General features: G+C 54.2%; 23 protein-coding genes. 11 read left to right on the top strand and 12 right to left on the bottom strand.

What is annotated here, in order from left to right:
• Window position 1: 1 nt before the first annotated feature.
• Both NY406_RS00755 and rfaE2 read right to left on the bottom strand, forming a co-directional pair.
• Entirely contained in the window at window positions 2-4,486 is a 4,485-nt protein-coding gene (locus NY406_RS00755) for a translocation/assembly module TamB (protein ID WP_260534684.1), read from the bottom strand.
• Window positions 4,487-4,511: 25 nt separating this feature from the next.
• On the bottom strand, window positions 4,512-5,009 hold the full coding sequence (gene rfaE2, locus NY406_RS00760) for a D-glycero-beta-D-manno-heptose 1-phosphate adenylyltransferase (RefSeq protein ID WP_260534685.1): 498 nt from the start codon (window positions 5,007-5,009) through the stop codon (window positions 4,512-4,514).
• A gap of 321 nt (window positions 5,010-5,330) precedes the next feature.
• Here rfaE2 and NY406_RS00765 point away from each other — a divergent pair, with 321 nt between their 5' ends.
• The gene (locus tag NY406_RS00765; protein WP_260534686.1) at window positions 5,331-6,263 is read left to right on the top strand and encodes a lysophospholipid acyltransferase family protein; all 933 of its coding nucleotides are present in this window, start codon (window positions 5,331-5,333) and stop codon (window positions 6,261-6,263) included.
• Window positions 6,264-6,311: 48 nt separating this feature from the next.
• Window positions 6,312-7,166 (top strand): DUF616 domain-containing protein, encoded by an 855-nt coding sequence (locus NY406_RS00770; protein ID WP_260534688.1) that lies wholly within the window; start codon window positions 6,312-6,314, stop codon window positions 7,164-7,166.
• Window positions 7,167-7,196: 30 nt separating this feature from the next.
• On the opposite strand, the gene NY406_RS00775 is transcribed toward NY406_RS00770, so the two are convergent.
• From NY406_RS00775 to NY406_RS00785, 3 genes are all read right to left on the bottom strand, one after another.
• On the bottom strand, window positions 7,197-7,406 hold the full coding sequence (locus NY406_RS00775; protein ID WP_260534690.1) for a hypothetical protein: 210 nt from the start codon (window positions 7,404-7,406) through the stop codon (window positions 7,197-7,199).
• Between the two features lie 164 nt (window positions 7,407-7,570).
• Window positions 7,571-8,365, bottom strand: a complete 795-nt coding sequence (locus tag NY406_RS00780) for a glycosyltransferase family 2 protein (RefSeq protein ID WP_260534691.1) — start codon at window positions 8,363-8,365, stop codon at window positions 7,571-7,573.
• 84 nt (window positions 8,366-8,449) lie between these two features.
• On the bottom strand, window positions 8,450-10,417 hold the full coding sequence (locus tag NY406_RS00785) for an ABC transporter ATP-binding protein (protein ID WP_260534693.1): 1,968 nt from the start codon (window positions 10,415-10,417) through the stop codon (window positions 8,450-8,452).
• Window positions 10,418-10,485: 68 nt separating this feature from the next.
• Between NY406_RS00785 and NY406_RS00790 the strand changes: the two genes are divergently transcribed.
• The gene (locus NY406_RS00790) at window positions 10,486-11,655 is read left to right on the top strand and encodes a glycosyltransferase (protein WP_260534695.1); all 1,170 of its coding nucleotides are present in this window, start codon (window positions 10,486-10,488) and stop codon (window positions 11,653-11,655) included.
• A 9-nt stretch (window positions 11,656-11,664) separates the two neighbouring features.
• Window positions 11,665-12,405, top strand: a complete 741-nt coding sequence (locus tag NY406_RS00795; RefSeq protein WP_260534697.1) for a glycosyltransferase family 2 protein — start codon at window positions 11,665-11,667, stop codon at window positions 12,403-12,405.
• A gap of 47 nt (window positions 12,406-12,452) precedes the next feature.
• On the opposite strand, the gene NY406_RS00800 is transcribed toward NY406_RS00795, so the two are convergent.
• The 3 genes from NY406_RS00800 to NY406_RS00810 form a co-directional block, all read right to left on the bottom strand.
• Complete coding sequence (locus NY406_RS00800; RefSeq protein ID WP_260534698.1) at window positions 12,453-13,481, bottom strand: glycosyltransferase family 4 protein; 1,029 nt, start codon at window positions 13,479-13,481, stop codon at window positions 12,453-12,455.
• Between the two features lie 79 nt (window positions 13,482-13,560).
• A complete protein-coding gene (locus tag NY406_RS00805; RefSeq protein ID WP_260534699.1) occupies window positions 13,561-14,529 on the bottom strand; it encodes a hypothetical protein in 969 nt (322 codons plus the stop codon).
• Window positions 14,530-14,581: 52 nt separating this feature from the next.
• Window positions 14,582-15,640 carry a glycosyltransferase family 9 protein gene (locus tag NY406_RS00810; RefSeq protein ID WP_260534700.1) on the bottom strand — a complete coding sequence of 353 codons (1,059 nt, stop codon included), beginning with the start codon at window positions 15,638-15,640 and terminating at the stop codon, window positions 14,582-14,584.
• A gap of 54 nt (window positions 15,641-15,694) precedes the next feature.
• Here NY406_RS00810 and NY406_RS00815 point away from each other — a divergent pair, with 54 nt between their 5' ends.
• Window positions 15,695-16,525: a hypothetical protein gene (locus tag NY406_RS00815; RefSeq protein WP_260534701.1), complete on the top strand. Its 831-nt coding sequence runs from the start codon at window positions 15,695-15,697 to the stop codon at window positions 16,523-16,525.
• Window positions 16,526-16,554: 29 nt separating this feature from the next.
• Here the strand turns inward: NY406_RS00815 and NY406_RS00820 are convergent, their stop codons facing one another.
• Genes NY406_RS00820 through NY406_RS00835 form a run of 4 tightly spaced genes read right to left on the bottom strand, consistent with a single transcriptional unit; the run spans window position 16,555 to window position 21,163 of the window.
• Complete coding sequence (locus NY406_RS00820; protein WP_260534702.1) at window positions 16,555-17,667, bottom strand: glycosyltransferase; 1,113 nt, start codon at window positions 17,665-17,667, stop codon at window positions 16,555-16,557.
• Window positions 17,664-18,746 carry a glycosyltransferase gene (locus NY406_RS00825; protein WP_260534703.1) on the bottom strand — a complete coding sequence of 361 codons (1,083 nt, stop codon included), beginning with the start codon at window positions 18,744-18,746 and terminating at the stop codon, window positions 17,664-17,666. Before NY406_RS00825 ends, NY406_RS00820 begins: the two co-directional genes overlap by 4 nt.
• Window positions 18,747-18,793: 47 nt before the next feature.
• Window positions 18,794-19,861: a glycosyltransferase gene (locus NY406_RS00830; protein WP_129050490.1), complete on the bottom strand. Its 1,068-nt coding sequence runs from the start codon at window positions 19,859-19,861 to the stop codon at window positions 18,794-18,796.
• A gap of 3 nt (window positions 19,862-19,864) precedes the next feature.
• A complete protein-coding gene (locus NY406_RS00835; protein ID WP_129050489.1) occupies window positions 19,865-21,163 on the bottom strand; it encodes a nucleotide sugar dehydrogenase in 1,299 nt (432 codons plus the stop codon).
• A gap of 542 nt (window positions 21,164-21,705) precedes the next feature.
• On the opposite strand from NY406_RS00835, the gene NY406_RS00840 reads away from it, so the two are divergent.
• The 6 genes from NY406_RS00840 to NY406_RS00865 are packed head-to-tail and all read left to right on the top strand — an operon-like array spanning window position 21,706 to window position 25,600.
• On the top strand, window positions 21,706-21,924 hold the full coding sequence (locus NY406_RS00840; RefSeq protein ID WP_260534705.1) for a hypothetical protein: 219 nt from the start codon (window positions 21,706-21,708) through the stop codon (window positions 21,922-21,924).
• A gap of 29 nt (window positions 21,925-21,953) precedes the next feature.
• Window positions 21,954-22,787, top strand: coding sequence for a UbiA family prenyltransferase (locus NY406_RS00845; RefSeq protein ID WP_260534706.1), 834 nt, complete (start codon window positions 21,954-21,956; stop codon window positions 22,785-22,787).
• A 20-nt stretch (window positions 22,788-22,807) separates the two neighbouring features.
• Window positions 22,808-23,140 (top strand): hypothetical protein, encoded by a 333-nt coding sequence (locus tag NY406_RS00850; protein WP_260534707.1) that lies wholly within the window; start codon window positions 22,808-22,810, stop codon window positions 23,138-23,140.
• Window positions 23,137-23,502, top strand: a complete 366-nt coding sequence (locus NY406_RS00855; RefSeq protein ID WP_260534709.1) for an EamA family transporter — start codon at window positions 23,137-23,139, stop codon at window positions 23,500-23,502. The genes NY406_RS00850 and NY406_RS00855 overlap by 4 nt, the downstream gene beginning before the upstream one ends.
• Window positions 23,503-23,507: 5 nt before the next feature.
• Window positions 23,508-23,744, top strand: coding sequence for a hypothetical protein (locus NY406_RS00860; protein WP_260534710.1), 237 nt, complete (start codon window positions 23,508-23,510; stop codon window positions 23,742-23,744).
• Window positions 23,745-23,752: 8 nt separating this feature from the next.
• Window positions 23,753-25,600, top strand: a complete 1,848-nt coding sequence (locus NY406_RS00865) for a hypothetical protein (RefSeq protein ID WP_260534711.1) — start codon at window positions 23,753-23,755, stop codon at window positions 25,598-25,600.
• Window positions 25,601-25,742: the final 142 nt, after the last annotated feature.

A 25,742-nucleotide genomic window follows, 5' to 3' on the forward strand; every position in this document is an offset into this window, starting at 1 on the left:
TTTACTCTTTTTTGTCTTTCTCTTTCTCCTGCTCCTTCTTTTTTCCTCCGAACAGACGATCCCAGAACTGGCCCCAGGTGTGGAACTTCTCTCGGTACGAGACGCTGACGCCCCAGTTTTCGGTCGGCTTCTGCAGGTTGGTGTAGGTGGCGTCACTGGTGGTCATGCCGTAAGAGCGGAACGCCTCGACATAGACCTTCGGGGTGACGCGGTACTCGATCTTCTGCGAAGAACCGTTGTAGTAGTTCGTTGTGGTGCTGCTGCCCGCGACGGGTGTTGTGTGGGTGCCGACAAACCTCACCTTGCCGCCGGTACCCGGCACAAGCATGGCGTAGGAGACCTCCAGGCCGCTGAGGTTGCCGTTCGCGCCGGTGCCGAGGTTGACGTTGAAGCTCTCCAGTCCGGCCAGATTCTGCACGATGCTCGAAATCTGCGAGGAGAGCAGGCCGGTGCCTGCGGAGATGCCGACGCTCGATACGGGGCTGACTCCTCTGGACCCCTGCCGCTCCGGATTGAGGTACCACTGCCTTGAAAAGAGCATGGAGATGACGTTCAGGTCGGCGTTCGGATCGACGTGGCTTGCCTGCCGCCCGATCATGTTGGCTGATGAGTAGGGCTGTGAGTCGTCGTTCAGGTAGTAGCCCATGCGCACGTCCGGCTTTTCGATGGTGCCGCTGACGGCGATGAGCAGGCGGACGTTGTCGCGCTCGCCAGTCTGCGCGTCGGTCACCGTTACCTGTTTGCCGCCATAGATGTCGACCAGGTGGCCATCCCTGATCTCTTCGTTATTCCATGCTACCCAGCCGCTGTTTTCGAGGTCGAAGCTTGTGTTCGAGAAGGTGTATTTGCCGCCGGAGATATCGATCGAACCGAACAGGCTGAATCGTTGCCCTGATTTGTTGACCACGAGCGACAGGTTGTTCATCGTCGCTTCGATCCGCTCGCCCCTGATCCGGTCGAAAATCATGGTGCCTTTGATCGGCGCGCTGTTCGAGAGCCTGAGATTCTTGATTTGCAGGATGTCGAGCAGGTTGTAGCGAAACTCCAGTTTTTCCGGTAGTGCGTTTGTTTCAGCCAGTTTCGGCGAGGGGCGGCGTGGCACGAAGGTGATGTATTTTTCAACGCCAATGTATTTGGCGCCTTCGCTCGATCCTTTGCGGTAGAGGCTGAAATTGGTTGAGGTCAGTACGAGATCGCCCTCGGCGACAGGTGCGGTCAGCTCGCCGTAGAAACGAAGATTGTTGCTCGTGCCACGGATGGTGCCGAAGGAGGTGTCGTCCTTCATGTCCTTTTTGTTGTAGAGCAGCAGGTCGCTGAGCGTACCGCTGATGTTGGCCGTGACGGGTTTCAGCCCGTCGAGGCCGATCATGCCGCTAACCGTGCCGGAACCCTTCTCGGTGTCTCTGAGTTCGATGCGGCCGAGGTCGATTCGCGAAGGCGTTCCGGTGATCTGGCCGTTAATCTGGTAGGTGACCTGCGTCGGCGCGATCCGGATTCTGGTATCCCTGAGTCGGGTGGTCAGGTAGATGTTTGGTTTCGGCATTGAGCCGGTGACACGCAGGTCGGTCGGTATGACTCCTTCGGCATGGTCGAAGATCGGGACGATGTAGGTGACGATGCCGGCCGACAGGTCGTTCGAGCGCATGGCGATATTGATTGGCCGGTTTTCGGGTATCCTGACCTCTGCTGGCGAGTAGTTCAGTACCAGCGGAACCGTCCCGGAACCCGTGATGGTGTTGACCGGTACTGTCGCGGTAGTTCCGGCTTGCGCAGCCGCGCCCCGGCTTTCGTAGTCAAAACGCAACTGATTTCCGGCGTGGCGGGCCGTCACGTGCACCGCACCGACATTGAGCTGGTCCCAGGTGACGCCGGAGCCTCTCAGGTCGAGGTCGCTCGTCTTCGAACCGGGTGCGCCGCTGACTGTGAAGTCCGCGTTGACGGTGCCGCTCATTGGCTTCAGCGCGGAGTCGGGCAGAAAGTATTTCGCTTCGGTCAGGTTGATGCCGGAGAGCGTTCCGCGAAAGGTTCCGGAGACGCTGTTGCTGAGCAGCCCGTCCAGTTGCAGCGACTGCGCGCCCTTCGCAAATCTGACGTGGTTGAAACGGATAAACTCTTTTGCGACATCGAGTGTGCTGCCGGGCGCGGTCTGCCAGACGCCACTCGGGGTGGTGAAGGCAAGCCTGTCGATGGAGACGGCGGCAGCGTTGCCGGAGCGCCGGGCAGTGAAGACCGCGCTCAGCTTTTCCGAGAACCGGGGCATGGCAAGATCAAGCGAGGCCGCGAGGCGGCCATTGTCGAACGATGACACCAGGCGCAGGTTTTTCAGCTCCCTGCCGAACGTGTTTATCGTGCCCGCTGTGCCGGAGAGACGAGCCGCTGCAACGCCACCCGCCGTGCATTCCATCGATCCCGTCATCGCAGTGTTGCCCAGCTGGAACGATGGCCCGTTGGAAAGCGTGGTGCTGGAGAGAGCGGTGTCCATCGAGAGGCGGCCTCCCGAAAAGGAGGCTTTACCGGAGGCGGAGCCTTTGAACCGGAACTCTTTTGCCGGAAGCAAAGGCTTGAGTGGTGTGAGGTCACGCACGGCAAGCCTGTAGTTGAAGGCCCAGGGCGAGGGCCCGCGTGGAAGCTGAATGGCTGTGGTGCTGCCGGTTTCTCTTGCGACGCAGGCCGCCGCCATTTGAAGGGCCTCAATCATCTGGCTCATCGACGCAGAGCCCTGGACGGCGAGGTCGACGGCTTCACTTTCGAGTGACACCGCCGAGGAGCCGGCGTTCTGCACGATGCTGGCCGAAATCGTCGAGCGCTCCCTGAAGTGGAAGTCGCTGAACGACGACGGCTCCAGCACGAAGCTGGCCTTGATGTTCAGAGAGGCGGGATCGAACCCCTGCCCCTTCAGGTCGAACCGGCCGTTCAGGTCGCTCCTGAAATCCTGACGTGTGGTGGCTTTGGACAGATCGAGTTTTCTGACGCTGCCGCCGGCACTGTAAGAAGGCGCCGGGCTTGAGAAATCGATGAGGCCCGCCATGATGAGGCTGGCTCCATCAGGGCTTTTGAGGTCAGTTGAAAGATCGGCCTTCTTGCCCTTCAGGTCGAGGGTGATCGAGCCTGACGAGATAGTCTGCTGCTGCCAGAACGCGCTCTTTACGGAGGTTTCGAGATGGGCGTTTTCGATGCCGGAAGCGCTGCCGGTACCGTTGAACGAACCCGAACCGGAAAAGCCACTCTTAACGCCCCTGATGCCAAGCAGCCGGTTCGGTTCGGTTTTTTCAATGTCGAACTCCCCGTCAAGCTGATACTTTCCACCGCCCAGCCGCTTTGTGTCAAATTTGGTCGATCCGCTGCCGATGGCGGTCTTGAAATCGATGCCGGTTATCCACTGATCGAGCCGCCCCCTCAACATGCCACTGAAGTTCACATCGCCAGCCTCTTTGGCGCGCGTGCGGAAACGCTCGTCGGTGATTACTTTCGTGAGCAGTGCCGAAGAGAGCTTCGATTTGTCGATTTGCAGGTTGAACGAGAGGCTTTCCGGGTCGAGAATGTTGAGCATTTTACCCTGAAACGCAATGTGGCTGCCGTTATATTCAATGCTCGTCGGCAGGATTTCAAGGTCGCTGAAGGTGCCTTTCGCATCGCCTTTCATGCGGTACACGCCGGAGGGCAGCGCCGGAATCGGGATGAACCGGTTCAGCTCGGAGGTGTCGATGCCCAGCGACTCGACATGGATGAATGTTTTTTTGTTCAGCAGGCTCTTTTTCGAGATGCCGGAGAAGATATCGAGTCCGTCGATGGAGACCGACAGCTTTGCGTGGCTTTTTGCGGTTTCGAGGTCGAGACCGAGCACGTCGCTCCGCACCGAGGAAAAGGCCAGCGATCCGGAACCCTTTTTGAGCGTCAGCCCACGGTCAGGCATGGTGAACTGCATCTGCCTGATTGTGCCCATGAACTCGTACTTGGCAACAAAAGCCTTCGACATGTCGAGCTGGAGATTTTGCAGCCGGTAAGCGGGCGCGTTGGCTGGCTTCCACGACAGCGCGCTGTTTCTGAGTTTGAGCTGTCTGGCGCGAAACTTTTCGATATCCAGCACCAGAGGCAATTCCGGATGCCTTCTTGTGAAGATTTTCCCGATATTGAGCTGCCCTCCGGGATACTCGACGATGCTGGCCTGGCCACCGTCGACATTGACTTCCCTGAACGACAACAGCGTGATCTTCGGCTTGAGGAGCGAAAGAAAATTGAACTTCAGGGTGAGTCTGTCTGCGCGGGCCACGGGTTTCGCGGCTCCTTCCTCGAAGATACCGGGACCGACGAGGGTGAGCTCGTCAGGGAAGCGCAGTTTGACCTCTTTCAGTTCGAGCCGCCCCCGGTACTCATTGTTGAACATCGACAGGAGCTGTTTTTTGGCGAACAGATCCACCATACCGCTGTTGAGCACCAGGGCGGCGGCGATGCAGAGAACGATGACGACGGCCGATGCGGCGGTCATCACGAAAAAACTGAATTTCTTGACTCTATCCACCGGTCTGTTGGGGGCAATGAAGTTGAATGATGGTCTCGATGATGCCGGTTGTCGAGCGGCCTTCGAGCAGCGGCACGGTCAAAACGGAGCCGCCGTGTTCGATGACGGTTTTGGCTCCGGCGATTTTTTCGACCGGCCAGTCAGCTCCTTTGACCAGAATGTCCGGCAAGAGCAATTCGATCAGCGCTTCTGGCGTATCGTCGTCGAAGAGCGTGACGGCATCGACCGACGCCAGCGCCGAGAGCACTTCGGCCCGGTCTTGCTCCGCCGCCACCGGTCTTTTCGGGCCTTTGAGCCGTCTGACCGAAGCGTCAGTGTTCAGCCCGATAACGAGTCGGTCGCCCAGTTGGCGGGCTGCCGAAAGATAGCGCACATGACCGGCGTGGAGGATGTCGAAACAGCCGTTGGTGAATACGACTTTTTCTCCGGCAGCCTGCCAGTTTCTGGTCTTCAGTACGATTTCGTCTCGGGTGAGCACTTTGGGGGGCATCTCTCTTTCCGGGTCTTCAGATTTCAGGCCTAATTCATATTAATTAAATATAATTCGAGACTCAAGAGTCCCTAAAAAGTTGTTCGCTCCTTTCGCGGGCGTCTCATTGCCGGTGAAATTTGTCGCCCGCCGTTGTTGCGCTATTCTCTGACCGGGGCAGCACTTCGTGTTTTCCATGTTTTCTCCGGTTTCGTACCTTCAGAAAGGTTTTGCGCTCAGGATTGCTTTTTCAGGTGCAGCGCGGCCTTTTCTGCCCGTTTTCCGGGATAAAGGATGATTTCAATGGATGGCGGTTATGAATATGAATAAGGTGCGTGTTGCATGAGCATCGATCGAAACAGGCTCAGAAAGAGAGTGAAACGCACCATGCGCCCGGCATTGGATATCGTGACCTACGGGGTGGTCATGTTGCTCGGCGCTCTGGTTCGTATGTTGAGCCGGGAACAGACCCGCCGCCTGGCCTGTTTTATCGGGGACTTCATACACAGGGGCATCGGGCTCAGGCGGGATATGGTTTACAGGAACCTCAGCTTGACCTTCCCTGAAAAATCTTCAGAAGAGATCGGCCGCATTGCGACGGCCATGTATCGCAATGTTGCCAGTACGCTGCTCGAAGTGCTGCGACTGCCCTTGATCCGCAACCGCGGCGATGCTGCCTCGCTGGTCGATATCAAAGGCGACGACGCTTTCTGGGAGTGGCAACGCAGCGGAAAGACGGGCGCAGTGATGGTGTCGGCCCATTACGGCAACTGGGAGTTGATGGCGACGGCCTTCGGCCTTTTGATCTGCCCCGTCACCATCATCGTCAAGCGGCTGCACAATGAGCGGGTTGACCGCAAAATGAACGATTACCGGACCATGCGCGGTAACCGTGTGGTCTATCCGAAGCAGTCGATCCGGGAGGGATTGCGCCTGTTGCAGAACGGCGGTACGCTGGCTATTCTCGGCGACCAGTCTGATCCGGATGAGGCCAATTTCGGCGAGTTTCTTGGCCGTCGCACCACCATGTTCCACGGTGCAGCCTTCTTTGCGCTCCGGGCGAAAGTGCCATTGTTTGTGCCCATATGCACCAGCAACGGTGATGGCCGCTACACCATCACACTTACCCATATCGATACCTCCGATCTCTCCTTCAACAAGACGGACATCGCCATCCTTGCCGCTCGATACACCAGTGCGATCGAAGCGCAGATTCGCCGCCGCCCCGAAGAGTGGTTCTGGCTGCACGACCGCTGGAAGCGGGGTTGTGATTGAGGCAAAACGTGGATTTTCAGTACCCTTAATTATTGAAGCACACAAATTATGAGCGCAGGGAAAAAAGGTGTTATCTACACCTGCATTACCGGTGGGTATGATGAGTTACTGAACCATACGTTTATCAGTCCTGAGTGGGATTATGTCTGTTTTTCGGATAATATGGGTATCCAAAATGAAAAAAACGCTCAATGGGAAATCAGGCCATTGCGCTTTGAAAAGCTTGATGATGTTAGAAATCAGCGATGGCACAAACTGCATCCTCATCTCCTGTTTCCGGAACATGGGGTGAGTTTGTGGGTTGATGCTAATATTGATATTGTGGATGGAGATATCTTTAATGATATAGACAGGGCGCTAAGCGCCAACCTCTTGATAGCTTCTTCGTTGCATCCGGAGAGGAATTGCATCTATGATGAGTTTGATGCATGTCGTCAGCTTGGTAAGGATGATCCGGACGTCATGGGAAGACAGGAGTATTTGATAAAAAAAGATGGTTTTCCAAAGGCAAACGGGTTATTTGAGACAAATATCATTTTTCGACGCCATTCCAGCTCAACGGTGATCACTATTATGGAAGAATGGTGGTATTGGGTGGAGCGGTATTCGAGAAGAGATCAGCTCAGTTTTACCTATGTCCTCTGGAAAAATGATTATACCCTTGAGCCCCTGTCGTCTTTTTCTTACAGGTACAGTTCTGGTGTTCGGTTCAGGTATGGTGTTTTTCATATAACAAAGGAGGAGCTGATAAAGCAAAAGGCAGCACTTGAAAAAGAGAAGCAGAGATTTGATATGTCGATATGTGGGCGGCTCATTAAGGTGTTGCATAAAGTCAGAAAGTCAACGGCCAAAAGGTGGCGCCGAATGAAAAATACAGTTAATCAACTCTATATTTTGTTGTAAGTGATGGGCGTTTTGAGTCTGTCAATAGTTTCAAAATCTTGTTCTTTTTCTTATTTCTCTTTCGACGCGCTTTGCTGTTTTTAGTAATCTGTATAATGGTTTTTCTTGTAAAGTTTTATAAAAATTATCGATTAGTGCGGCGTTTTGTTTTTGCAGGGTTTCTAATAGAACAATTGTCTCACTTATACTTATTTTTGTTTCGTTTCCTCTGTCATTCTCTATTGTTTTGTCGCCGATCATTGAGAGGTCTCTGGATTGAAAACCCTTTTCAAGAAAATCTGTTGTTCTGGTTATGATTTCGCTGAATCGTCTGTCAATGATGTGCGCAGGCCCCAAGTTTTTTGATGTTGGCTTGTCAGAGATGGAGTGCTTCTCCCAGAACCAGTCTAACCGCCCTTCTTGCGCTATTTTGTAGACAAGTTGATTTTGCCAGCCATGGCTTGGGGGAAATTTGTTTTTATCAGAAATTTTCCACGTTCTGCCTTGTTCAGCAGGCGTTTTTTTGTCGGATAGGTTAAATGAACTGCTTCGATTTCTTTTGCGTGTTTGCCTTGGATGTTGCCGTTGAAGTGACGGGCTGCATGTGCCCCTGCTGTTATCTGTAAGAAATTACTGAATCTTATGATTACTTTTGAAGGAAATGGTATGTCAAAAAATGTGGCATCTCCATCATAAATCAATTCGGGGATTGTTTTATTTTTTGTGAGGCGTTTATATGAACGCTTGTTTACCTTTTTCTCTATATCTGGATTGATGACGGATTTATAAATAATATCTTTGTAGTTGTCGAGTATGAGGTCATTAAAATGTCTTGTTGAGATATAGTTGTTGACTGTGTATCTGATTGCTTGGCAACATTTTTCTGTATTTGATAGTATTTTTTTTAACGAAGTTGATTCGTCTGCTAATAAGAATTCGTCGGCATCAAAAACATATATCCAGTCAGGATTGGATTTTTTTGATATCTGTATGATTGTGTTTGTTGCTTCCTCTTGGAAAAAACCGATATTGTTGATTGTTATAATGTGAAGGCGTTCTCCCCAGAGTTTTTTAAGATGGTTCAGGCCATTAAATGTTTGGTCTGTGCTGGCGTGGTTAACCACATAGACTTCGTCCACATGGTTTATCAGAGCATGTGAAATGGATACAGCGATTAATCCCCATTCATTTTTGGCGAAAACAATTCCGACTATCTTCATTGTTTTTCGTTTTCGTTGAAATATGTAAATGCTTAAATGCTATAGCGTTAACCATGATACTGCGTCATGGCCAGGTATGGTTTTTCAGATCACATTGTTTTTTTGCTGATCGGCCACCTGACCGGCAAACTGGATGTCGTAGAGCATCTTGTACACGCCATTCTTTTCGAGCAACTCTGTGTGGCTTCCGGATTCGATGACGCGCCCGCGTTCCATGACAATGATCCGGTCGGCATTCTTGATAGTTGAAAGACGATGCGCCACAACCAGTGCCGTGCGGTTCTCCATGGCCTGGTCGATGGCCTGCTGCACCACTTTTTCCGATTCGTTGTCCAGCGCGCTGGTGGCTTCGTCGAAGATGAGCAGCTCGGGATTCTTGACCATAGCGCGGGCGATGGCAATGCGCTGGCGCTGGCCGCCCGAAAGCTGGATGCCGCGATCGCCAATCATGGTGTTGTACTGATCGGCTTTTTCCATGATGAACTGGTGCGCATTTGCCAGCTTTGCGGCTTTTTCGATCTGGCCGTGCTCAATCTCTTCATGGACGCCATAAGCGATGTTCTGCTCGATGGTGTCGTTGAACAGAATCACCTCCTGGCTGACCACACCGATCATCTTTCTCAACTGCTTGTAATCAAACTCGCGAATATCAATGTCATCGATGGTGATGCGTCCCGAATCGACGTCATAGAACCGCATGAGCAGATCGACAGCTGTCGATTTGCCTGATCCCGATTGGCCGATGAGTGCTACCATTTCACCCTTTTTGATTTCGAAAGAGACGTGATCGAGGATGTTCGGGGCGTTGGGCTCCTCCTTGTTGTATTTGAAACAGACATCCTCGAAACGAATTGCTTTGTTGAACGAGCTGATGTGGCGATTGCCGTTGACAATCTCTGGTTCGGTGTCAAGCACCTCGAACAGGCGCTCGACCGACACCAGTCCAGCCTCGATAGCGGTGTTTGCTTCGCCAAGCTGCTTGATCGGTCCCATGGTCGAGTACAACGTGAAGGCGAAGACCAGGAGTTCATTGGCGGTCATCATGCCGTTGAAGACCTGCAGGCCGCCAAACCAGAGCACCATGGCGATGGCCGCAATCATGAGCGTTTCATTGAGAGGGCCGATCATGTTCTTGAGCTGCGAGATGCGTATGCCGAGCGTACGAAACTCTTTGGTGAATGCCTTGAACTTGTTGAACTCGACCTCTTCGAATGCTGTGGATTTGATGATCTTGATGCCGTTGAATTTTTCCTGCAATACAGAGTTCATGTTGCCCATGTTTACCTGGTAACGGCGCGCCAGCCCCCTGATGTTTTTGCCGATCCTGCGGACGAGCAAAAGGATAACGATCGACGTGACTGCTGAAAAAAGGGTCAATTGCCAGCTCAGTGCAAGCAGCACGGTAAGAAAGACAATAATGGAAAAAGGGTTTTGCAGGAAGTTTACGAACGTCGAGCTGATGCTGTTGTTGACGTTTTCAACGTCGTTATAGACGTAGTTCATCAGGTTGCCGACCCGGTTCTTGTTGAAGTAATCGAGCTGCATTTCGATGATGCTGCTGAAGACGTCATCACGGAGTTTCTTGGCGGTTTTGGTCTGGATGCGGAAAATGATCTGCTTGTTTAGGTAGATGAACAGGTTTTTGAGGGCGAATGCCGAGATCAGGAACAGGCAGATTTTTAGGAGCGTCTCTTCTTTGGTAGGAGCGCTGAACATTGCCTGGAACTTTTCGAGAGCCCAGGTTTTCAGCTGAATGGCTTTGCTCTTGACGGTTTTGCCTTCGAGGTTTTTGCCGGTTGCATGCGTCGTCGATAAAAACTGATCCGGTTTGGGCTGCTTCGTTTCTTGCAGGGTCAACTTTGGACGGGTGGTGGTCGCTGGTTCGGCTGTGAGGGGCGTTTGGTTGGCGGAAAAAACCTCGTTGAGCAACGGAAGAATCGAATAGATCGACACGACGCTGAAAAGTGAGGTAAACATGCTCACAACAATGACCAGAGCGATTTTCCCTTTCGACGGAGCCAGGTAGCGAAGTATTCTCAGCAGTATCTTCATGGATAGGCACATCCCTCGTTCATATGGCACAAACCTGAATATAATTCAATAATCCGAAACAAGGGGAATTGTTCGCCGATCAAACCAGCGTGATTTTGTTGTGCTTTGTCAAGTGTTTTGAGCTTTACTTGCATTTTCTTATTTTGTTCTTAAAACCCTACTATAGCCCTGAGTGCCCGCCTTCATTTACCCCTGCAAAACAAACCTATACTACCGTGAGCTGCTCTTTGCAACCCAATCATGAAGGTGCTTCCTTTTCAGTATCTGCTGTTATGGCAGTGTACAATCCCAAGCCTGAATTTTTCAGGCAGGCCGTTTTGTCGGTGCTTGGCCAGACGACGCCTGTGCTTGAACTGGTGTTGGTCAATGACGGTGGCAGTGATGAGTTCAAGACCTTTTTGCCGGACGATGATCGGATCAGGGTGTTCACGAAGCCAAATGAAGGTGTGGCCGCGACGCGAAATTTTGCCATTAAGCAATGCCGTGGCGAGTACATCGCGTTTCTGGATCAGGATGATTACTGGTATCCCGACAAGCTGAAGGAGCAAACGGATATGATACCTGCTCTTGGCGATATTTGCATGGTGATCTCTCCGGTGGACATTGTTGATGAAAAGAACAATATTCTTAAAAATAAGAAAACGATAAAAATTTCATCTACATATCAGAGAAAAACTAGCGAGGGTGATTTTCTGCTCAATTTATCAGAAGCTAACTTTATTTACTCTTCTGTGCCAATGGTTCATCGAAAGGTATTTGATGATGTGGGTTTATTCGATTCTCTTGCCCAGCCTCATGATGACTGGGATCTGTATTTAAGAATCGTTATTAACTCTATTCCGACCTATTGTTACCGTGAGCGAGCATTGTCGGTTTGGCGTCTTCATGATTCAAATGAATCTCACAAAGTTTTGGCGATGTTGCGTTCAAAATGCCAGGTTGAAAAGAAACTCATTAAAGTTGTGAATGATAAAAAAGTTCATGCAATTCTTAATACAAACCTTCTCATTGATTACATTGAGCGAGACCATATTATATACAAGAAAGGTCGTTATGGTTGTTATCGAGTATTGCTCAGAAGTCACCTTCAAAAGCTGGTTAAGGAGTTTTTTAATTGTCGAGGTGAGATGTACGGGGCTTACCCGGAGCTTCGACGTATCCGCAAGACGATTTTGAAGGCGTCTCGTCGCTATGTCTTATCATATTATTATGAAAAAAGACACAAAATAATTTGGTGAAAAAATATTATGGATCGTTTTTGGCTTTACATGCTGTGTTATAATGAGGAGCTGCTGCTTCCGTTCACGCTTGATTATTATTCCCGATTTGCAGAGAGGATTTTTGTCTGGGATAATATGTCAACAGACTCATCTCCGGATATTTGCAAACGCTACCCCAATGTTACCGTCAAGCGTTTCAATACCGGTGGCCAGCTCAAGGACAAGGTGTTTCAGCGAATAAAGAACAAGGCATGGAAAAAGGCTCGCGGTAAAGCGCGTTATGTGGGCGTCATTGATACGGATGAAATCATCTATCATCCGCAAGGGCTCGATTCGCTCCTTGATCAGGCATATGAAGCCAACGCAAATATAATCAGGCAGACGAACGCTTATAGGGTGTATTCAGCGAATAGAACACGGCCTGCAAATGATTTCTCGCTTTTACCAGAAAATATGGATATTCTTTGTGGTCCGGAAGAGGGTAAGACTGCTATATTTTCACCTGAATTACGTGAAATAAATTACAAGCCAGGAGCGCATCGATGTAAGCCAAAAGGGAAGAATCTTTCAGAATTTGTCGGTGGGCTATGGTTTCATTACAGTCATGTTCTTGGTGCTGAAATCATGGCAAAAAAATATGAAGACAGGATGGCCCGTATGAGCCGTCTGAACAAACGCCATAATTGGGGCTTTCATTATGCATTGAAATACGATGAGCTGCTCGAGTGTATGTCCCAGGGTACGGTGCCTTTGTCAGATATTCTCTGAAGTTTAATTTTGTCAAAAATATTGAGATCCATCTGCGATTTTTTTGTTTACCGGTTATAAGCGTGTTGTTTGTAATGCTCGTGTAAAATCGTAGCCATCCGTTGCTGAACCTGCTCTCGTTCGTAGGTCGAGAGGAAGTGTTCGAGGCTCTTTTCACCCATGCGGAGCCGCTCTTCGGGGTTCGAGACCAGCGTTTCGAAGGCGGCTTCCCACTCTTTCTCCGAGGCGGCAAGAAAGCCGCTGTTGCCGTGAATGACCGCGTCGATGTTCGCCCCCACCCGCGAGGCCACGACCGGTTTGCCGTGCGCCATGTACTGTAACAGCTTGAAGGCGCATTTGCCACGGCTCCACTCATCATCCTCCAGTGGCATGATACCTATGTCGATAGAATCGAGCCATGCGCTTTCACCCTCTTTCGACCATTTGACGAACTCCCATTTCGTTTTCAGCCCTTCTGGCGCTTTTCCACTCATGACCGAAAACCTTGAATCCGGGAACCGTGACTGTATGGCAAATGCCGCTTCGTCGATCTTGGAGAGGAAGTAGAGGTTTCCGGTGTTGCCGATCCAGCCGATGGTGACCGTCTCATCGGTCGCCTTTGGTGACGGGGGCTCCAGAAGTTTTTGGTAGGCGGTCGGGATGATGAACGTGTTTTCAGGATTGAATCTGCTGGCATACTCGGATAGAGCGTGACTCCCTGCAAAGACCAGCGACGAGCATTTTAGAACCATATTGAGCCGTTGAATGGTTTGTTTCGATCCGGGCTGAGTGGGTTTGGGCTTTGTTTTGCGGTAACTCTCAACGGCATAGAGCGCGTCGTCGTAATCATAGATCAGGTTGGTGTTGCGAGCGATGATGGACGTGAACAACGGCGAGAGAGGCTTGCGTTGCAACCAGACGTAATCGTACTCTCCGCTACGCAGCGCAATCGAGAGTTTTTCAGGATAGCTTTTGCTGGTGATGCGAAGTGGCTGCATATCGATGCCGTACTCCTTCCAGTAGGGGAGGAACTGCTCGACGCGGTAACGGTAGCTGGCCTGGTTTTCAGCAAGATGCAGACAGAGTATCCGGATCATTGGGAGTTCTCGGATTTGTTTCTTTTCAATAGGTATCATTTTGCCGTGAAGCCTGCCTGCATTTGAAGCGTCTGATTCATCATGACCTCAATTTGTCTTCCAGTCCGTCAACCAGCGCGATCCAGCGACCGTCTGGCATTCTGTGAGCATCGACGGTATGCATTCCTATGTTGTTCCAGGATTCTTGGCCTGCCTGGATAACCGGGGTTTCGGAGACCGCTTCCTCATAGTAGGAAGTTGGTGTCAGCTCGGTGATTCTGAATCCCCATACCTTGCTTCCGTAATGGGGCAGGCCGTCCTGCGCGAAGCGGTAGAGTTCCGTGCCGCTCTTGACGACTCGTCCGCCGGGGCGCGCGAAGTGGTCGCTGTTCCTGACGACGGGACTTGCCGGGTGCTCACGCCACGGGCCGGTGAGCGTTTCGGCGACATGCAGATGGAGATTGTTCACCTTGCGCATGTAGCTGAAGAGATACCAGTGGCCGTCGTGGAAGACGATCGACGGGTCGAGCAGCGGCACCTTGCGTTTGTCGCCATGCAGGAGCGTCACGATTGGCCGCCAGTCGTCCGGAAACGAGGCTGCCTTGTAGAGCCGGATCGATTTCGATTTGGCGCACTCGGGAATCATGTACATCTCGCCATCGTGTTCAAAAACATAGGGATAGGAGAGGTGGAACCGTTCCCGGAGCACGACGTGGCTATAGCGCCATGTTTTCAGGTCGTCGCTGACGGCATGGCCGATTTCGCCCATCTTCCGCTTCGTGTTGAGCAGCTCGAAAAAAAGATGGAACGCTCCGTTTTGCTCTATCATGAACGGATCGGCGACGAATCTCGCGGGCACATCGGTGACCTCCTTCGCCGTCAGGATCGGATTGCGGATTCCGGCGGCGGGCGCGAGCGTGACGGGATCCGGCCCTTCATACAAACCGATCGACCAGACATCGTTTTGCTGCCGCCGCTGTTTTTGCTTCCAGCGCTTGATGCGGTACTTGACGAGCAAGCCGAGTCCAGCGAGGAGCGGGATGGCGATGATGCTGAGAACAAGGGTCATGTGCAGGGGCGATGCTTGATCGGAGACATTGTGCCCGTTAATTTAGACGATTTCACGCTTCTTTCCCAATGGCGCGGGCCGTGAGCCGCCGCACGGCGCTGGCGACTTCGCCAGGCTCAACGCCGCTTACTTCTCCCGTTGTCGAAACGACCAGTTCGTACGGCACGGCGTAGGGGCCGAAGCGCGAAATGTCCTGCGGTGCTTCGCGGTACAGACCGACAACCGGAATGCCCGCTCCCGAGGCGACGTGCACCATTGAGGTGTCGGGCGTTACGAGCAGCCGGAGCTTCGAGACGATGAGGCTCGCTTCGTACAGGTTGTTGGTGGGCGGCGTTTCGATGACGTTGCGGCACTTCTCTTCGAGACGCTGCTTGGACTCGACATCGTCAGGCCCTGAAAGCACTACAAAGCGCTCGCCGGGAAAACTGCCGAGCAGTGTTTTCCACTTTTCTTCAGTCCAGTATCGGTTGGGTTGACCGGCGCTGATATTGATGCCGATCGGACGTAGGCCATCCAGATGACGCAGCAGTTGCCGTATCTCGTTCGACACCGGCATCGCGGGCAGCGATGGGCGGCATGTCTCTGTATCTGCGACGCCGAGCAGCGGCAGAAGGGCGCAGTTTTTCGCCGCCATGTGACTGTGGAACTCCAGGTCGAGCAGCCGGTCGTAAAGGCCCTCGTGGAACGGGTTTTTGTGCCCCACCTTGAAGCGGGCGCGGATGAGCGCCGACTGGAGCAGAAAGTGCGTCGATGGGTGATCCTTGGTGTTGAAGAGGAGGTCAAACTTCCGCGAAAGCACTTCCCGGAAATAGCGCTGGGGCTGTTTCTTGACGAGATGCACCGCCGTCACCGCCGGGTCGTTCATGAAGAAGCTCGCTGAGGCGCGGCTGAAGGCGATGAGGTGAATTTCGAGATCGGGAAAGGCGCAGCGAAGATTCCGGACGAGCGGCGTGAGCAGCACACAATCGCCGAGCTTCTCCTGCGCGAGGATGGCGACGGAGCGCAGCGGGCCGCTGAATTCGGCGCTGCCGCTTCGGGCGGGCGCGAGGCGTTGCAGCGAGCGAGCGAAAAGCTGGCGGAACTGCCGCTTCTTCTTTTTTCGGGGCTTCATCTCCGGGCTGGTTTTTCTGGATTCTTCATGATCGGCTGCGTTACCGAGCAATCAATGTACGCCATTTTTTATCTTTATGCAGGTCCATCGATTTTCCTGGCAGTAATCTTTTCAAACCATGAGCTTGAAAAAAAGCTGGTCGTGGTGCTCGGCTCGAAACCGGGTGCGGATATTCCTCTGGGAGACGCGGTCTATTGCGCCAACGCCGCTATCGGCTACTACGCGGAGGCGGTCAGCCGGTTCACGCAGGTTGTGAGCGTGTTGAGTCCCGACTCGATCCATCCGAAGGAGCGCCGGGAGGGAGCGCCAAACCGGGAGATGAATGTGCGGCAGTGGGAGATGATTATCGCGTCGCGGCCCGACAAGATGATTCTGACGAGAAGCGGCTATTTCGAGTTTTTGAAAGAGGTGCTCACCGAGGCAGGGTTCCGCTTGCCGGTCGAGGCGGTGGCGGCGCATGAGCGGCGGGCGCTGGTCGGCAGGCTCAGCGGCTGTTACGATCCGATTGTCTCCGGCGAGTTCTTCCGGCTCTCGATGCGGAGAAAAATCCGCTATGCTGGCTCGCTGACCAGCACTTTTCTCAAGCGCCTCTTCGACAGACGCAAGGATTGCGGGTCGGTGTTCCGGCCATCGACAGGCATTCTCGCGCTTGTCTTTGCTATCGCCGATCATGGCCGGGATGCCGATTACGTCATTTGCGGCATCGGCGCTCAGAAACGGGACGAATATCTTGATGGCAGGCACATCCACGGGCGCGATCTGCCGCAGCATGTGTTCGCCGACGTCAAGGTGCTCCGCAAGCTGGCCCGTCGCTACAATCTTTTCACCACCGAGCCAGAGCTGGAGCATCTCGTTCCGCGTTACCCCGCCTCGGACGAGGCGTGACAACGAGCCGTCACGCTCCCTTTTTCCGTTCAGCCCCGTCGCGCTTTTTCGGCGAGCTTCGCTTTCAGATGCTTTTCGAGATTGTCAACCATGATCGGCACGGTGAAGTGCGTTTCGACGCGCTCGCGCCCGGCCTTGCCGAACGCCGCCATCGCTGCGGGGTTGTCGATGATTTTTTCGATCGCCTCGGCGATGGCCGCCGGATCTTTCGGCGGGATGATAAGGCCCGTGTCGCAGCGTAGGCTTTCGGTGCTCGCGCCCATCAGCTCGCGCGCGCCGTTCACGTCGGTGGCGACGACCGGCTTCTGCATCGCCATCGCCTCCATGACGACGTTCGGCATCCCCTCGAACAGCGACGCCAGCACGAAGAGGTCGCACCCTTTCAGGCACGGGTAGATGTCCGGCGTGAAGCCGAGGAAAACGAAAGTGTCTTCGATTCCGAGCGCTTTGACCTTGCTTTTCAGTTCAGCTTCGAGCTTGCCTTCGCCCGAGATGGCGAAGATGAGGTCGTTGCGCTTGCGTTGCAGCATGGCGGCGGCGGCGATGAGGTACTCAAAGCCTTTCTGCTTCGAGAGGCGTCCGGCGCTGTAGATGATCTTTTTGCCGGGGTAGCGCGCGGCGAAGTCGAAGGCCGTGACGTTGCCGGGAATCGTGAGGCCGTTGTAGATCACCTTCACGAAATTTTCGTCGAACCAGCCGTATCCAGCGTAGGCCTCTTTGATGGTGCGGCTGTTGGTGATAATGCCGTCGGTCAGGCGGGTGAGCGAGAGCTTGTGCTTCCATTTCTTGCTGCACAAGAGCATCCCGTGGCGCGCCAGCACCACGGGTCGCCCGACGAGCCGCGCGGCGAGGCCCGCCACGCGCACATCCTTGTTGAGGTTGCAGATGAGAATGTCGGTCTGGTGCTTTTTCATCCATGCGGCGATTTTCAGCGTCGCCAGCGGGCTGAAGTCGCCGCGAATCTCCATCGCTTCGGTGCGGACGCCGCGCCCGGCGGCGTACTCCAGCAGCCGGGAGTTGCGCTTGCTGGCGAGCACCACGTTGTGGCCGCGATCGGTCAAGCCTTTGGCGGCGTTGACCATCCACTTTTCGCCGCCGCCGAATTTGTTGCGGCCGATGGAGTTGATGAAGAGAATGTTCATGGATGTTTCGATGCTTGAAGCTCCTTGCAGAATGCGACGATCTCTCGCTCGACGCGCTCCGCCGAGTAGCGTTCGACCACGCTTTTGCGGGCCGCTTCGGCGATTTTCCGTCGATACTCCGGTTCAAGGTAGAGTTTGAGCAGGTGGCTGGCAAGCGCTTTTTCGTCGCCATGCTCGAAGAGCAGGCCGTTCTCTTCGTCGTCGATGATTTCGGTGACGCCGCCTCCGGCGTAAGTCGAAACCGGCGCGTTGCCGAGGTACATCGCTTCGAGCAGGGCGATGGAGAGTCCCTCGGTTTCGGAGGTCATGGCGAACACGTCGCTGTAGGCGAGGTCAGGATATGGATCGGCGCAAAATCCGCGCAAGACGGCCCGTCCTTCGAGACCGAGTTCAGCGATGAGCCGTTCGAGATTGGCCCGCTCGTTGCCTTCGCCGAGAATCTCCAGCCGCGCGTCGATGCCGGGCCGCATGTCGAGAAAGCGCGCGAAACCGCGCAGGAGCAGGTCGTGGCTCTTGTTCTTGTCGAGCCGCCCCATCGCGGTTATCATCATCGGCCTTCCGGCTTCGTTGCCGGGCGGTTGCAGATAGCGCTCCAGCACTGTCGAGTCGATGCCGCGATAGAGCACCTTGATTTTCCTTTCAGTCACGACGCCGCTCTTGGCGAGCGTCTCTTTGATCTGCCGCGCGTTGACGATGATGCCGTCCGCCAGAGATTCGTAAACCAGCTGGTTCACCCGGTTGTTTTGCAGTTCGCGCCGCGCTCCGAGCCAGAGGATGTTGAGCGTTCCGCACAGGCGGCTGACGATGCCCGCGATGGCGTAATCCTTGCGCTTGGAGGGAATAATCACATCGATGCGGTGCTTCCGGACAATCTGCGTGAGGCGGAAGATCGTGTAGAGGTCGCCCTCGAAGAGAAAGGGGAGGCGGTATTTCCGGAAGTGCAGATGGCTGCCGATCTCCTCGTCGCGGTAGGCGAAGACGATCTCATGCTGCGTCGAGAGGATTTTGGCGGTCAGGGAGATCGATTGTTCGTTGCCGCCCCATCCGCGGCTCGCGGAGTTCAGGAAGAGGAAATTCATTGATTCATCTGTTCGCGGAATTTGTCATTGTCCGGTGTGTTGCGTTCTCATCGTTTTCCCGCCACCTCCCGGCAGAAGCCGGCGATTTCGCTTGCCATCCGCTCCATCGAAAATTGTTCGATGATCCGCGCCTTCGCTTGCCGCGCGAACTCCGCCCGGCGCTCCGGCGATTCGACGAGCAGTTGCAGGGCACTCGACAGCGCCTCCTCGTCGCCGTAGTCGAGCAGGAGGCCGTTGAGGCTGTCGTCGATCACCTCTTCGACGCCGCCCGCCCGCGTGCTGACCGGCGCGTTGCCGAGGTACATCGCTTCGAGCAGGGCGTTGGGCAAGCCTTCGTTGGTCGAGGTGACGGCGAAAATGTCGCTCGCGGCGAGCCACGGGTAAGGATTTTGCTGGAAGCCCGGAAACAGCACGCGCTCCCGCAGCCCCAGCTCGGCGGCGAGTTTGGTGAACTCCTCTTTCTGCGCCCCGTCGCCGATCAGCACGATTCCCGCGTCGCGGTTGCCGGTGTGCTTGACGAAGCGCGCGAAGCTGCGAATGAGAAAGTCGTACCCTTTGTTCCACGTCAGACGCCCAAGCCCGGTGATCGTCACCGGGAATGGGTTGGCGACGGGCTGTTCCGAGCGCCGCCGGTCGAGTTCGGCGGTGTCGAGGCCGTTGTAGATGACGCGGATTTTCGCTTCGGGTATGTAGCCGGTTTCGAGCAGGGTCTTTTTGATTTTGCTCGCGTTGACGATGATGCCGCTGCTGAGGGTGTGGTACATGAAGCGCTGCCAGGGCCATTTCAGCTTGCGGTCCGCGCCGAGCCGCAGAATCATCGGCACGCCGGTGATCTTGCCCGCCAGACCGCCGAGGAGGTAGTCCTTGCGCTTGGTCGGGATGACGACCTCGATGCCGTTTTGGCGAATGATCGCCACCATCCGCAAGAGCGTGTAGAGATCGATGTGGCTGAGGCAGGGGAGGCGGAATTTCGGCAGGTCGAAGTTTTTGCCCACCACCTCCTTGCGATAGATGAGCGAGACCTCATGCTGCTCTGAGAGCTTGCGGGTGGCCATCCGCGTCCATTTTTCGGTGCCACCCCACTCCCGCGCGGAGTTGACGAAGAGAAGCTTCATCCGTTACAATCTGCCGTCGATGGTGCCGGTTGGCAGCACCCCCTTCACGTCGTAGATCACGGCGTTATCGCCCGAGCGGAGTTTGCCGATAGCCATCTCCGCGAACGCCGCGTGCGCGACGGCGAGAATGATGGCGTCGTAGCCGCCTTCGACCGGCGCGTCGATACAGTCGAGTCCATATTCATGCCGCACCTCCTCCGGGTTGGCCCAGGGGTCGTGAATGTGCACCTGCGCGCCGTACTCCCGCAGCTCGGCCACAATATCGACCGTGCGGGTGTTGCGGATGTCGGGGCAGTTCTCCTTGAAGGTGATTCCGAGCATGAGCACCTTCGCGCCTTTGACCTTCATATCCCGCGAAATCATCAGCTTGACCACCTCCGAGGCGACGTAGCGACCCATGTTGTCGTTCAGGCGGCGGCCCGCCAGAATGATCTCCGGATGGTAGCCGTACTCCTGAGCCTTCTGCGCCAGGTAGTAGGGATCGACGCCGATGCAGTGGCCGCCGACCAGGCCGGGCCGGAACGGCAGGAAGTTCCACTTCGTCCCGGCGGCCTTGAGCACGTCGAGCGTGTCGATGCCCATGCGGTTGAAGATCATCGCCAGCTCGTTGACGAAGGCGATGTTGATGTCGCGCTGCGAGTTCTCGATCACCTTGGCCGCTTCGGCGACCCTGATCGACGAGGCCAGGTGCGTGCCCGCCGTGATGACCGAAGCGTACAGTTCGTCGATTTTGCGGGCGGCTTCGGGCGTTGAGCCGGAGGTCACCTTTTTGATCTTCGCGACCGTGTGCTCCTTGTCGCCGGGGTTGATCCGTTCGGGAGAGTAGCCCACGAAAAAGTCCCGGTTGAAGCAGAGGCCCGAGACCCGTTCGAGCACCGGCACGCAATCCTCCTCGGTAGCGCCGGGATAGACGGTCGATTCGTAGATTACGATGTCGCCTTTATCGAGCACCCGCCCGACGGTTTCGCTCGCCCGGATGAGCGGGGTGAGCACGGGGCGGTTGTGTTTGTCGGTCGGCGTCGGCACGGTGACGATGTAGATGTTTGCTTTGGCGATCTCCGCGATCGAGGAGGTGACGAAGAGGCCCTTGTCGCCATCGGCGCTCAGCGGGTTGCTCGCCGTGAGCACCGCGCCGAGGGCCTCCGCATCGACTTCGAGCGTCGAGTCGCACCCGTTGTTGAGCTCTTCGATCCGCTCCTGCTTGATGTCGAAGCCGGCCACCGGGAATTTTTTTGCGAACTCGACGGCGAGAGGCAGGCCGACGTAGCCCAAGCCGATCAACGCGATTTTGGTGTTCTCCATTTTGCCGGTTAAGTGTTTTTATTCTGATAGTTGGCTATGGATTTGCTGGAGATTTATTCCACGGATAGGCGATGCGAATGTTCATTCCTTGCGGGTAAAGCTCAGGTCAGAAACCCGAATGGCATAGAATTTTTGTCTTTTAAGATAAGAAATCATCGTGATTTTCTGCTAACCTATCTGTGCTGGTCATGGCGGTAAGAGGTCTGGATAAGAGATGTTAGCTGTATCAATTCCTTGATCAAACGCAAGTTTATATGTTTCAGGTGTTTGAGATTTGTATTTCAAAGCGTTTATTAAGATAAAATACTGACCATTTGCTGTATTGACGCAGTTTCATGCATTCGTCCGAATTTCCACTCTGGCTGAAATCCAGAGTCTCGTCACAAATTAATCATTGATGACGGCACAGCCCTTTGTGCGATGGTTAGTATTCATTTTTTCGGAGATGCTGCAAGCAGTACTGGTATTCTTCGGCTATTGACGTTATGCCGGGCCATTGAGAGGTCGGCCTGCTCAATAGCTAACTTGCAAGAGTCAGGATAATGAGTCTTCCCATAGTTGTTGACCTCGATGGTACCCTTACCCCTACCGACACCCTGGTCGAGTCTCTTCTCAAGTATGTGCGGAAGTCGCCGCTCAATCTGTTCAGAGTCGTCGGTTTGGGACGGCAGGAACGAGCCGTCTTCAAGAGTCGCATCGCCGATCACAGCAGTATTTCAGGGGAGCTGCTGCCGTATAACGAACGTTTCTCCAGTATCTGAAAGAAGAAAAGGCCAAGGGTCGCCGTCTTGTGCTGGCCACTGCCGCGCACCGTTCGATTGCCGAAGCCGTATCGGTTCATCTCGATATATTCGACGAGGTGCTGGCCACCGATGGTACGCACAATCTGAAAGGCAAAGCGAAGCTGGAGGCGATTCGTCAGAGTCTGGGAGAGCAGTTTGTCTATGCCGGCAACAGCCGGGCGGATATTCCCATCTGGAGGGCATGCAAGCACGCTATTCTGGTGGGGGTTCCCTCACAAGTTGCCCGGTCAATGCGGCAGCAGGTATCCGTTGAACGCGAGTTCAAGTGGCCTGCCCCGGACTTCAAGGTTTTGCTGAAAGCGCTGCGTGTGCATCAGTGGCTCAAGAATCTTCTGCTCTTTGTTCCGTTGCTGACGGCAATCAATCTTTCGAGTATAAGCCGACTGCTCCATGTCATGGTTGCGTTTGTCGCTTTCTCGCTGGCGGCCTCGTCCACCTACATTTTCAATGATCTCCTGGATATCGAGAACGATCGTGCTCATCCTCGAAAGTGCCTTCGTCCGTTTGCGAGCGGAAAACTATCGATTATCAGCGGCGTTGTCATGAGTGTCGTGCTCATGGTGGTCGCTGTTACGATGGCGTTGTCGCTCTCGCAGGGATTTTTTTTCATGCTGCTGCTTTACGTCATAATGACGGTCTTCTACACGCTGGTGCTCAAGGAGCTTGTGCTGATAGATGTGCTTATGCTTGCCCTGCTTTATACGTTGCGTATTCTGGCGGGATCGATTGCAACTTCAGTGGTGACGAGCTTCTGGCTGATGGCTTTCTCGGTATTTATTTTTTCAGCCTTGCACTGGTCAAGCGATGTTCGGAACTGGTGACGATGGACGAGAAGGGGAAGATGAGCACCTACGGTCGTGATTACCGGGTCGAAGATTTGAGGGTTTTGTGGCCGCTGGGTATTGGCTCGGCCCTTGCTGCGGTGGTCATGTTCGGGCTGTTTATCAGCGCCCCAGAAACCATTATCCGGTACGCAACGCCGGAAATGTTGTGGCTGATAGCCATTGCCCTCATCTATTGGCAGTCGCGGTTGTGGATCATGACTTCCCGCGGACAAATGCATGACGATCCGGTGATTTTCGCCATTACAGACAAGGGGAGCCAGGTCATTGTGCTGTTTATGATCGTCGTGACGATCATGGCCCGTTTTATCTCGATCAAATTACTTCCATGAATACTTTTATCGTTACACTTTGCAGTATCCTGATTTCAGCGGCTGCGCAATTTTCGCTCAAGGCGGGCATGTCGGCAGATGCCGTCAAGACGGCGATGCAGCAGCCATTCTCGACGAAGACCCTCTTAACGGTCTTGACCGACAAGTTCGTGGTTGGCGGCTTCCTGCTTTACGGAATCGGCGCGGTGGTCTGGCTGTGGGTGCTCTCGAAATGGGACGTGAGCAAGGCGTATCCGCTGGTGGGAATTGGCTTTGTGGTGACGGCAGCGGTTGGCGCGGTTCTTGGTGAACACCTGTCGTGGTCACGAGGCGTGGGCGTCGGCATGATCTGCCTCGGCGTCTGGTTTATCTCGAACTCCTGAGGCGGATGGTGATGCACGATCCGGTCAAGCGCTGTTGTTCCGCCCGCCGAAGCGGTTTTGATGATCCGCGTCAGACGCTGTCGTTCGCGGTTGATGTTGTGCCCGGTAACTTCGTCATCCGCTCTCTTCCTGATGTTGCCGCTCTCCCCGAACACCCCGGTTTTTTTCAATCGAGTTCCCGGTATCACCGAAAAGCATTGGCGTACCTTCCGGTGATTGTCGTAACTCCTGATATTCTTTAGCATGAAAGATGGTTTCAACGGCAGATGGTTTCAACGGCCATATGCCTGAAAAGATATGGAGCATCGTCAGCTATGTGCTTATTCCGCTGGTAGTTGGCTACGTGGTGAGTATGCTGGTCGGCTTTCAGTTCGGCATCTACAACAACGTTTTTCACGTGCCGTATGTACTGAAGCTCTATGATCTGCCCCAGTTTCGCAACGATGCGTTTTACGCAACGCTCAAAAACTTCACTTCCATCGCCTTGCCGGTCATGAGGGCTTTTACCACCGAGGAGAATGTCCGGCAGGTTTTTTACTTCGTGAGCCTGGCGAGCAAGATTGCCGGGTTTGCGGGGCTGGTCTATCTGTCGAGAGCCGCCGGATTCCGGAAGCCGGTCGAACTGTTGCTGGTCATGACCGTGCTGGCGCTGACGCCCTTGCTGCAAGGCAGCTCCATCATCGGAGACCACGACATGTTCGTGCCATTCTTCACGCAAACCGAGTTGACCTGGGTGTTCGTGTTTCTGTCCGTTGGATTGCTCTACAAAGACCGGATCGCTCTGGCCTACGCAATGGTGGGGATAGCGTTTTCGGTCAACGCTTTCGTCGGCATCTGGCTTCTGGTCATGAATACGGTGGCGCTGCTCCTGGTGACGCGGCCATTTACCGTGAAGGTGCTTCTTAAAGCTGCGGCAGGGTTTTTGTTGTTTGCCTTGCCGGTGGCGCTTTGGATCTATTTCATCGTTAACGGCAAGCACCAAAAGGTCGATTTCAGCTACATCGACTACATCCGCTCGTACTGTTCGGTGCATTTCCTGATTGAGTCGGCTGACCCGATGCTGGTGCTGAAGCACTTCATGCTGGTCTCTGCCGGCCTTCTGGCGACGAGGCATCTGCCGAACCGCCGCTTCTGGATCGCTGTTCAGCTCGGTGCGCTGTTGCTGCTGCTGGTGGGCATTCCGTTGCCTTATCTGTTCAATAACCGTTTCGTCTTCAATCTGCACCTGATCCGCGCGGCGGGTCTCGGACAGGCGCTGGCGACGGTGGTGATCGCTTTGGCGGGGGTGAGGCTGTTGCTGAACAAAGAGGAGCTGGCGATGCGAACCCTTGGCGCAGCTACGTTGCTTGCCCTCGCTTTGCTGCATGTCAGGGTCATCGGTATGATCGTGATGATCGCTTCGATGCTTCTGGCATTTACCCGAGAGGGTGTTATTACTCACTTTGAGGGGTTGGGAGTGTTCCGGCGGATCAGTGCGTGGCGCGGCACGCTTGCACTTCTCTGCGTCGGGGTGTTTGTGTTCGCCCTGTTTTCTCCCGTTCCTCCATATCCTTTCATTCTGATTAAGGCGGGGAAACTCGCATTGTTCCTTGGGATTCTTGGACTTCTGGTATTCAGCCACTACCGCCACATGGCAGTTGGTAGCGTGGTGGTGCTCCTGTTGCTTTGCTATACGGTTGCCTTCACCGGTTATCAGGTCAAGAGTTTCAAAAAAGAAGAGCTTGCTGAACAAAATATGCCCATGAACCAGAGCTGGGAGGAGATGATCTCCTGGATACGCAGCAGCGATCTTCGTGGCCCGTTTTTGTTGCCGATGGACGACAACGGACATACCGATTATTTCCAGATGCAGGCACGCCGGAAGATATGGGTGGACTTCAAACAGGGAGCAGCGGTCATGTGGTCTCCGTCATTTTACTATCAGTGGTCTACGCGATACTATGAGGTAGCTGCCCTGCATACGCCTGAGGAGATGGTTTTATACGCCAAGTCGCATGGCATCCGTTACGTGCTTTTGCATGTTCCAGATGAAAACGTTTCGCTCTCCTGCGAGCTGTTGAAGCGGACTCCCTTTTATGTTCTGTACGAAGTTCGGTAAGCCGAATGCGTGAAATGCTGGCCGATCATGTGAAAGATCAACGGGTAACACAAACTCTGTTTTTGAACGGTGTGATGCCAATGTATCACACGCTATCGCCGCAGGTTAGCGTGAAGTGGAGTATTCAGACTCAAAAAGCCGT

It is taken from the genome of Chlorobaculum sp. MV4-Y (assembly GCF_025244685.1).
Lineage (GTDB): Bacteria > Bacteroidota > Chlorobiia > Chlorobiales > Chlorobiaceae > Chlorobaculum.

Coding starts and splice junctions, on each gene's coding strand:
- NY406_RS00810 (WP_260534700.1), bottom strand. CDS start 15,640: ATGAAGCCCCGAAAAAAGAAGAAGCGGCAGTTCCGCCAGCTTTTCGCT.
- NY406_RS00765 (WP_260534686.1), top strand. CDS start 5,331: ATGAGCATCGATCGAAACAGGCTCAGAAAGAGAGTGAAACGCACCATG.
- NY406_RS00770 (WP_260534688.1), top strand. CDS start 6,312: ATGAGCGCAGGGAAAAAAGGTGTTATCTACACCTGCATTACCGGTGGG.
- NY406_RS00815 (WP_260534701.1), top strand. CDS start 15,695: ATGTACGCCATTTTTTATCTTTATGCAGGTCCATCGATTTTCCTGGCA.
- NY406_RS00795 (WP_260534697.1), top strand. CDS start 11,665: ATGGATCGTTTTTGGCTTTACATGCTGTGTTATAATGAGGAGCTGCTG.
- NY406_RS00840 (WP_260534705.1), top strand. CDS start 21,706: ATGAGTCTTCCCATAGTTGTTGACCTCGATGGTACCCTTACCCCTACC.
- NY406_RS00775 (WP_260534690.1), bottom strand. CDS start 7,406: ATGATCGGCGACAAAACAATAGAGAATGACAGAGGAAACGAAACAAAA.
- NY406_RS00855 (WP_260534709.1), top strand. CDS start 23,137: ATGAATACTTTTATCGTTACACTTTGCAGTATCCTGATTTCAGCGGCT.
- NY406_RS00860 (WP_260534710.1), top strand. CDS start 23,508: ATGGTGATGCACGATCCGGTCAAGCGCTGTTGTTCCGCCCGCCGAAGC.
- NY406_RS00785 (WP_260534693.1), bottom strand. CDS start 10,417: ATGAAGATACTGCTGAGAATACTTCGCTACCTGGCTCCGTCGAAAGGG.
- NY406_RS00805 (WP_260534699.1), bottom strand. CDS start 14,529: ATGACCCTTGTTCTCAGCATCATCGCCATCCCGCTCCTCGCTGGACTC.
- rfaE2 (WP_260534685.1), bottom strand. CDS start 5,009: ATGCCCCCCAAAGTGCTCACCCGAGACGAAATCGTACTGAAGACCAGA.
- NY406_RS00800 (WP_260534698.1), bottom strand. CDS start 13,481: ATGATCCGGATACTCTGTCTGCATCTTGCTGAAAACCAGGCCAGCTAC.
- NY406_RS00865 (WP_260534711.1), top strand. CDS start 23,753: ATGGTTTCAACGGCAGATGGTTTCAACGGCCATATGCCTGAAAAGATA.
- NY406_RS00835 (WP_129050489.1), bottom strand. CDS start 21,163: ATGGAGAACACCAAAATCGCGTTGATCGGCTTGGGCTACGTCGGCCTG.
- NY406_RS00850 (WP_260534707.1), top strand. CDS start 22,808: ATGAGCACCTACGGTCGTGATTACCGGGTCGAAGATTTGAGGGTTTTG.
- NY406_RS00820 (WP_260534702.1), bottom strand. CDS start 17,667: ATGAACATTCTCTTCATCAACTCCATCGGCCGCAACAAATTCGGCGGC.
- NY406_RS00780 (WP_260534691.1), bottom strand. CDS start 8,365: ATGAAGATAGTCGGAATTGTTTTCGCCAAAAATGAATGGGGATTAATC.
- NY406_RS00825 (WP_260534703.1), bottom strand. CDS start 18,746: ATGAATTTCCTCTTCCTGAACTCCGCGAGCCGCGGATGGGGCGGCAAC.
- NY406_RS00755 (WP_260534684.1), bottom strand. CDS start 4,486: ATGACCGCCGCATCGGCCGTCGTCATCGTTCTCTGCATCGCCGCCGCC.
- NY406_RS00830 (WP_129050490.1), bottom strand. CDS start 19,861: ATGAAGCTTCTCTTCGTCAACTCCGCGCGGGAGTGGGGTGGCACCGAA.